Annotated in this window: 7 protein-coding genes; 5 read left to right on the top strand and 2 right to left on the bottom strand. The window is 48.8% G+C overall.

What is annotated here, in order from left to right:
• Both VE954_RS06525 and VE954_RS06520 read left to right on the top strand, forming a co-directional pair.
• Positions 1 to 786: hypothetical protein (locus VE954_RS06525; protein WP_324950880.1), on the top strand; the 786-nt coding region annotated here is incomplete at its 5' end.
• Positions 787 to 1,932: 1,146 nt separating this feature from the next.
• Positions 1,933 to 2,391, top strand: a complete 459-nt coding sequence (locus VE954_RS06520; RefSeq protein WP_324950878.1) for an excisionase family DNA-binding protein — start codon at positions 1,933 to 1,935, stop codon at positions 2,389 to 2,391.
• 264 nt (positions 2,392 to 2,655) lie between these two features.
• Here VE954_RS06520 and VE954_RS06515 read toward each other — a convergent pair whose 3' ends face one another.
• On the bottom strand, positions 2,656 to 3,171 hold the full coding sequence (locus VE954_RS06515; protein WP_324950876.1) for a hypothetical protein: 516 nt from the start codon (positions 3,169 to 3,171) through the stop codon (positions 2,656 to 2,658).
• Positions 3,172 to 3,898: 727 nt separating this feature from the next.
• Between VE954_RS06515 and VE954_RS06510 the strand changes: the two genes are divergently transcribed.
• The 3 genes from VE954_RS06510 (at position 3,899) to VE954_RS06500 (ending at position 5,413) form a co-directional block, all read left to right on the top strand.
• Positions 3,899 to 4,375, top strand: a complete 477-nt coding sequence (locus tag VE954_RS06510) for a hypothetical protein (protein WP_324950874.1) — start codon at positions 3,899 to 3,901, stop codon at positions 4,373 to 4,375.
• Positions 4,376 to 4,429: 54 nt separating this feature from the next.
• Complete coding sequence (locus VE954_RS06505) at positions 4,430 to 4,876, top strand: hypothetical protein (RefSeq protein WP_324950872.1); 447 nt, start codon at positions 4,430 to 4,432, stop codon at positions 4,874 to 4,876.
• 72 nt (positions 4,877 to 4,948) lie between these two features.
• Positions 4,949 to 5,413 carry a hypothetical protein gene (locus VE954_RS06500; protein WP_324950870.1) on the top strand — a complete coding sequence of 155 codons (465 nt, stop codon included), beginning with the start codon at positions 4,949 to 4,951 and terminating at the stop codon, positions 5,411 to 5,413.
• Between the two features lie 207 nt (positions 5,414 to 5,620).
• Here the strand turns inward: VE954_RS06500 and VE954_RS06495 are convergent, their stop codons facing one another.
• Positions 5,621 to 6,025 (bottom strand): hypothetical protein, encoded by a 405-nt coding sequence (locus VE954_RS06495; RefSeq protein ID WP_324950868.1) that lies wholly within the window; start codon positions 6,023 to 6,025, stop codon positions 5,621 to 5,623.
• Between the last annotated feature and the right edge of the window lie 440 nt (positions 6,026 to 6,465).

Genomic DNA, 6,465 nt, shown 5'->3' with positions numbered 1-6,465 from the left:
GTATATGCCAGTCGGCTTGGCTTTGTGGCCTTTCATGCAGGAAGCGAGAGGCTTCATGGCATGCGAACCGCTTTTGAATCACTGCATCGCTGGTCCGTTGGGCAAGGAATCCATATTGAACGTTCACAAAGCCTGACGTTTCGCGATTTGGTACTGATTGCCGATCCTGGAGCCTATCATCCCTCGCATCCTGCAATGATTCTCCAGCATGGAACCCGGGACATCATCTTTGATAGGTCCAGAATCGAGGGCTTTCATACGGCACACGTGAGCGGTGATACCGTCAATGGCTACGATGACCATTTGGAAGGCATTTTTATTGATACCGAAGTCACTGGCGCGAGTCAGTTGTGGGTAAATCTCGATCCAGAGAAAGTCAGGTTCATCAGTGGAGCGGAGCTGACCCCTGATCGCCTGAGTTTTTCACCCGAGCAAAATCTCGGGCATATCCACCCTCTCCCTTCGCAGCTGGAAAAATTTAGTTTGAGAGGACACATAGACGATAGCATTGGGACCGTCATGTTTATCGCGCAGCTTACTCGGGAAGCCCTAAGCGAGATCATCGCAAAGGGATATTATAATTGTCCGAAAGGGGGCTGGTGCATCCTGCTTAGCGAGATTATTGTGGATCGACGGACCAATGCGGCCCTCCAGTATCGCTACCTGGCGAAGTTGCCCGACGACTTCAGCGGCAAAGTCGGCGATTTTCGAGGCAATGCTCCGGTCGATTTGGGAATCAGGCGGCTGATTCGATCAGTCGATGCGGGTTCAATTGCGCGGCGTTGAACCTTGGTTAACCGTTTTTTCCTCCAAGAGCCGGAAGCTCTGGTGGTGCTGTTCCAAGTAAATAGCAGCATGCACGGACATCTTCTGCAAACGCAACACAACCCTTAAAAGAGAGAGCTTTGATATCTCGACTGGATTCAGCTGGCCCACTCTACGATTCTCAGGACGCGGCAGATTAGCCACGGATTGCCAAGCCTGTGCGAACGGAACCCACGTAAATCTTGACCTTATGTGGGTCGGGGATAAACTGAAGCTCGCTGATAAAGGAAGAGTCTCCCCACGCTAGAAATTAACTGTGAGCGGGCAGCGTTCCTTCTTGTTTATTGCAGCTTTCTCATTGGCCACCGATCAAGAAACCAATAGCTGAGGAGGGGCTCCCTGGGTACCCGCCCTCGCAGGATAACTGCGTCCGGGGACGAATCCCTTCAAGCCTCACTTCTGCTTCCGAAATGTTTGCGACAGAGCCCAAAAAAGCGACTATCACGAATGCCGGTTTCGGTGTTTTCAACTGAGAAACTCGAATCATGGAAGCCCCGTATCCAAAGGTACTTAGGCGGCTTGAAATTTCTCAATGACAGGCTTGTAGAAAAAGGCGAGGAGCCCATTCAATTAACCCCGGGTCTGGTATTTCGCGTCGATCCCCGTTCAGGGGTCTTGCATCAGGAATGTCTGAATATTGCAAGGGAACCGAATCTTGCGGGCTTTAGCATTACCGTCAACCGTCTTCTGCAATACACAGATACGAACACCCCAAAAGCCTGTGCCGGAAAGCTGATCAGATCGACCTAGCCGAAGCCCCCCCCTGACTAGACGCTCATTCCCAGGCGCAATTGTCGCCTGACCGTGGTCCGGCTAGGAGATAGTATGTATACAGGTATGCAAAAATTAGCTGTAATTTCGTCAGTATCGGCGTCCCGTGATGAGCGTTATGGGTTGAAGGATTAAATTCGAACTGCCATTTCTAAAGATTTCAACGACTTATACTGAAATGTCTGGCTCAAGTAAGCAGCTGAAGCATCCGATATGTGTTTCGAATGTTTCGAATTGAACGAAAAGATGGTAGGCTCTTTGAAGAGAACTTTGAAACGGAGGGAATCAGACATGCCCGCAAGATCAGAATTCATATCCGCAGGTGATCGGAGGACCTTGCTTCCCTCGCAGGAGGACTCCGCTCTAGCTCAACGTGAACAAGCGATTTTGTTGGAGGTAGCTCGCGACATCGACAAAACATCGGCTGGCCCATTGCTGGGTAAATTTCTAATCGAGATGAAGCCTGTCGAGTTGCAAATTCCCATTGCGGCCATGCAGATGCTGATTGAGATTATGCAGCAGATGGCGCTGGGAAGACCGGTGAGTATCAGACCCGCGAACGCTGAGCTGACAACCCAGCAGGCAGCCGATTTTCTCAATGTATCGCGCCCCTACTTCGTCAAACTCCTCAAAGAAAATATGCTTCCATGTAGGATGGTTGGCACACGTCGGCGTGTCATGTTCAAGGATCTGATTGCATTCAAGACGCACGATCTTGCGCGGCGGAATAAAGTTGCTGATCAATTGGCCGAACTCTCTCAGGAGATCGCAAATGATCTTGATGAAGAGTATTGATGCAGATTTCCAAGTCCGACGTGAAGATTTCCAAGTCCCAGCATGTTAAGCCCACCAATAGTGTTGCTATGAACTCTGCATTAATATGGCAACAATCGAAGCTAACTATAACCAAAATACAAAGTAGTTTATTTGCTAAATCGCTCGCTCTGGTTCTTCCACGAAAGAACCCCTGACTCATAGCGAAAAAGCTGGTCACACATCTTGCTGCTCATCCCGTCTGTCGTCATGTTTGTTGGATATCGAGCCAGGATGAAAGAAATCTCACGGCAGGCTCAGTTCAATCTTTATCTCGTTCCAATGACGCCCTATAGCGTCCGGATTCCGCTCCATTGGTACTTTCTCAACCTTGTCACCACCCTGATATCCGTCGCATCGTGCTGCAGTCAAAAATCTGTCGAATGCTCCGGGGAGACTGTGTTTACGTCCGTCCAATGCACGACGCATTTGCATTTTGAGGTCGAGTTCACTGCTCAGAAGCAGATGTAATAATAGAAGCCGCTTGGTTTTGATATGCGCGACCATATTATTTTTTGGCTCATCTGGCTTATGTGTCAAAAGTAGAAATTTGGCATATTTTCGGCAAAGTCTTTGAATGGCACCAGCAGTGGCGCCTGTTGCGTTGGCTATTTCCTGGTATGTTAACGTGTAGGCTTCAAGCTTTTGCAGCTCTTCATGTATCAGCCAGGCGGCAGCCGGACGACCATAGCCGCCGCGGGTCAACGGATTTGCTGGCAGACGATCGGCTAATGGACGTGTGTGTTTTTTATTCACCGTCACCCCATCCTCCTCCAATTAAGTTCACTTTGTCAGCTTTAACAAAAATGAATTATATACAGTGTTTGGCTTGAATTTAATCTTAAATTCATTGCCATGAATCTACAATAGGGATCCCAGATGGAACCAAACTGACGGCAAGTCGTGAGGCATTTGACACTGCTGACACTTGAAACCGTAATAAATCATTTTTTTAACCAGCTCCGAACCGATCTTCCTGATTGATACTGTGATCTCCTTGGCCTTCAAACCCTGAGAGGTCGTTGGAACTCGTTCTCGGCCCGTTCCGCACTCCCGATACGTTTGATACTCGGTATGAAGGGGTTGCTTACCAGTGACTTGGCAGGGACAGCGACAGTGAAATTCGCATTCCTATCAAAATCGCTGTTGAAATAATAGTTGCCGTTTATGGTGCTGCCGTTGGCCGGAACCGGTGGGACGATGCCAACCAGGAACTTGCCGCGACCATCAGTGAGAAAATTCCCGTAGCTGTTTCGTTGGCAGCACGTCTTAACGCACCTAAAATTGTCACATTCGCCTTGATCATATATTTTTGAATTTCTGGAATCAGCTCGTCGTGCACTTTGCACTATCTGATTCGACTACCAGCCTCCCTGCAAGTGGCCGGCAGAAGCTTTTTTGAGAAAAAATCACTCGAGCACGCAATATGATTTCATTTCCGACGTCATCTCAAGCGCACCGATAGTTTAATTTTAACAAAGGCATTGAAATGAAATCACAACTCATCTTTTCCCTTCTGCTAACTGCCAGTTCGAGTGCGTGGGCCGCAACGACTCGCCCGCCTGCCGGCCTCCCGAATGCTGATGATATCGCTGAAGCTGCGTCCACAGTCAGTGCCCTCCTGGGTGTCATTGACGAACTGGTGTCGAAGACCGACGGTAATGATGGCAATCTGGAAAACGATCGCCTCGCCCGGGAAATCCTGCTCCGCATGTCGGCCGACACGGAAAGCATTGTCGATGAACTGGATGTTCTCGACAAACTGGTTGCTGGCAAAAAGTATCCTGAAGCCACCAAAAAACAAAAAACAATCTGTTCGGGCCTTAACAAGCTGAAATCGGACAACAGCAACGCAAGGCTGGGCGCAGGACTGCCGGACGAAGGCAATATCTCCGAGGGCGATCCTCTATTTGATGATATCGACAGTGACGTAAAAGACACCCGCAAAGTTCTAAAGTGCAAATAAGTCCTGGCGATCAACCCCAATTGAAACAGTTTGTCCAAATTTTCAGGAGTATGTATGAAAAAGTTTTTGGGTATGGTTCTGGCTCTTTCGACTGTCGCTGGCTCGGCTCAAGCGGCTTCCCCTGAATCGCAAACCCTGCGTAACGGCATTGAACGCGTGAAAAGTAATGTGGATTCGGTTATCACCCAGATGGGCGGCAACCCCTCCCTGGACGAGGCTGATGCCAGCCTGCTGCGTTACCTTCTGACCTCCAGCAAGCGATTGGAGCAAGGTCAGGATGCTCTTGATGAATCCGATGATGCCCTGGGCAACGGTGATACTGACGGCTACCTGAACTTCTTTGCCGAAGCCTGCAACCGCGTCGCTGCAGCCCGGGCTCAACTTGGCAACGCCGCCCGCCGCGCTCGCGACATCAAGTCAACATTTCCCACTGCGACCTTTGTAGAACAACAAAAAACCGACATCACTGATACCCGTGATTCGGCAAAATGTCCCAGCTAATGCTTCAATCCTGAACGGGAATCGCCGACCTTATTGAGGCCGGCGATTCTTCCCTCACCAAGGGAGTTTGCAATGAAGAAGAGTCTTATATTTCTGACTTTGGTCATGCCGTTTGCATTGTCAACACCCATGGTTCTGGGTGCAGATGCTTGCAAGCTATCAGTAGAAATTGATACGACCAAAACCCTGCAGGCGGCTTTGAGCATTCACCAGAACGTTAAACGGGAAATGATCGAACTCCAAAAGCTTGCGAGCGGCCTCGAGGGTTCTGCAGCTGAAGTGTCTCAGCAGATACTTATACGTTTGGGTGACACCAAGGAGAACCTTCAGCAGGCGTTTTCGAAACTGGACGATAGCCAGTCGCTTCCCTTGATTTTGGCCCAGGCTCAGGGTCGTCTGACCGCGGCTCTTGGCAAATTTCGTGGTTTTAGAGATTTAAACCTGGACGAGGGCAAGCGTGGACGTATCAGCTGCGTCGAGCAACGGCTCGACGAATTGAATCAACGCTTGCAGGATATTTTGAAGGCACCTAGATGAAACCGATGACAAAGTTGGGTCTGGTCCTTTTGATGGTCGGCTGTCAGTGAACCAGTCAGACGGTGTATTGGCAAGAAGGGAACGGTGCATCTAAACTTGAGTGCCAGCAGCATGAGCGGAAGATGGAGCAGGAGCGCCGGCGTGTGGAGCGGGGTTATGATAGAGGCCGGGACTTTGGTCCCAGCCTGTGATCGTGATCAGCGTGCATTATGGGTTTTGTGAGTACCTTATAATTTGTGTCATTGAAACGAGGAACATGGCGATATCATTGTGCACTACATCGGATGTTAAGTCATAATCCTGCTTGAAGTCGGGTATTGTACGAAGGGTCTTTGTGTGCTTATGATCCCCTTTTGAAATAGAAAGCTCCATTATCGAACTATCTTTCCAGGAGCAGCTTTCGATTGTGATTTGAAAGTCGACAGCTACTTCTTTGGCTTCGTCACAAGCAGATTTTTCGCTATTGATATCAAACGTATAGAGTTCTTTGTAGGCTTGGTAGGCTTCCTGTCTCCGTTTTTCAGCTTTTTCCGCTTCTGATTCCTGATTTTTTCCGCACGATTGAAGGCAACCAAAGCAGGACGCAAGAAGGAAGATAGAACGAATATTCATAGAAACGACTCCTATAACCTATACAAAAAGCCCGCTTTTAGCGGGCCCATAAATAACAAACAGAAAGTTTTTCACTTGTGGTCGAACATCCAATACACTCACCACTTTGATTCCTTAAAAAACATTTTTAGGTGTTCAATGTCTTGCACCCAAGCATCATAAGTTTCAGGGGAATCAAAGTTCTTACTCGATGATTGATAGATGAAACATCCCTTGGCAATCTTAGGGTCATGACCGACCTTAATAAAGCCGCCGGCGTCGTGTCCCTCGACTATTTTTCCTAAAAAGTCTTGCCAAATGCGGCTCTGTCGCAAACATTTAAAAGGGTGAAGTGAGTTTCTGAAGGGATCATCCCCCGGACGCAGTTATCCTGCAAGGGCATAAAACTGCTCGAATGGAGTGGAACCTTGAATATCGATCTGACCTTTTTTGATCATGGC

The sequence above is a fragment of the Oligoflexus sp. genome (assembly GCF_035638955.1).
Taxonomy (GTDB): Bacteria; Bdellovibrionota_B; Oligoflexia; order Oligoflexales; family Oligoflexaceae; genus Oligoflexus.
Note: the sequence above shows the minus strand (reverse complement) of the source record. Positions and strands in the feature narration are given on the sequence as shown.

What these genes read in the sequence shown, in the direction of transcription:
- VE954_RS06505 (WP_324950872.1), top strand. Translation starts at nt 4,430, where the DNA reads ATGAAAAAGTTTTTGGGTATGGTTCTGGCTCTTTCGACTGTCGCTGGC.
- VE954_RS06510 (WP_324950874.1), top strand. Translation starts at nt 3,899, where the DNA reads ATGAAATCACAACTCATCTTTTCCCTTCTGCTAACTGCCAGTTCGAGT.
- VE954_RS06500 (WP_324950870.1), top strand. Translation starts at nt 4,949, where the DNA reads ATGAAGAAGAGTCTTATATTTCTGACTTTGGTCATGCCGTTTGCATTG.
- VE954_RS06495 (WP_324950868.1), bottom strand. Translation starts at nt 6,025, where the DNA reads ATGAATATTCGTTCTATCTTCCTTCTTGCGTCCTGCTTTGGTTGCCTT.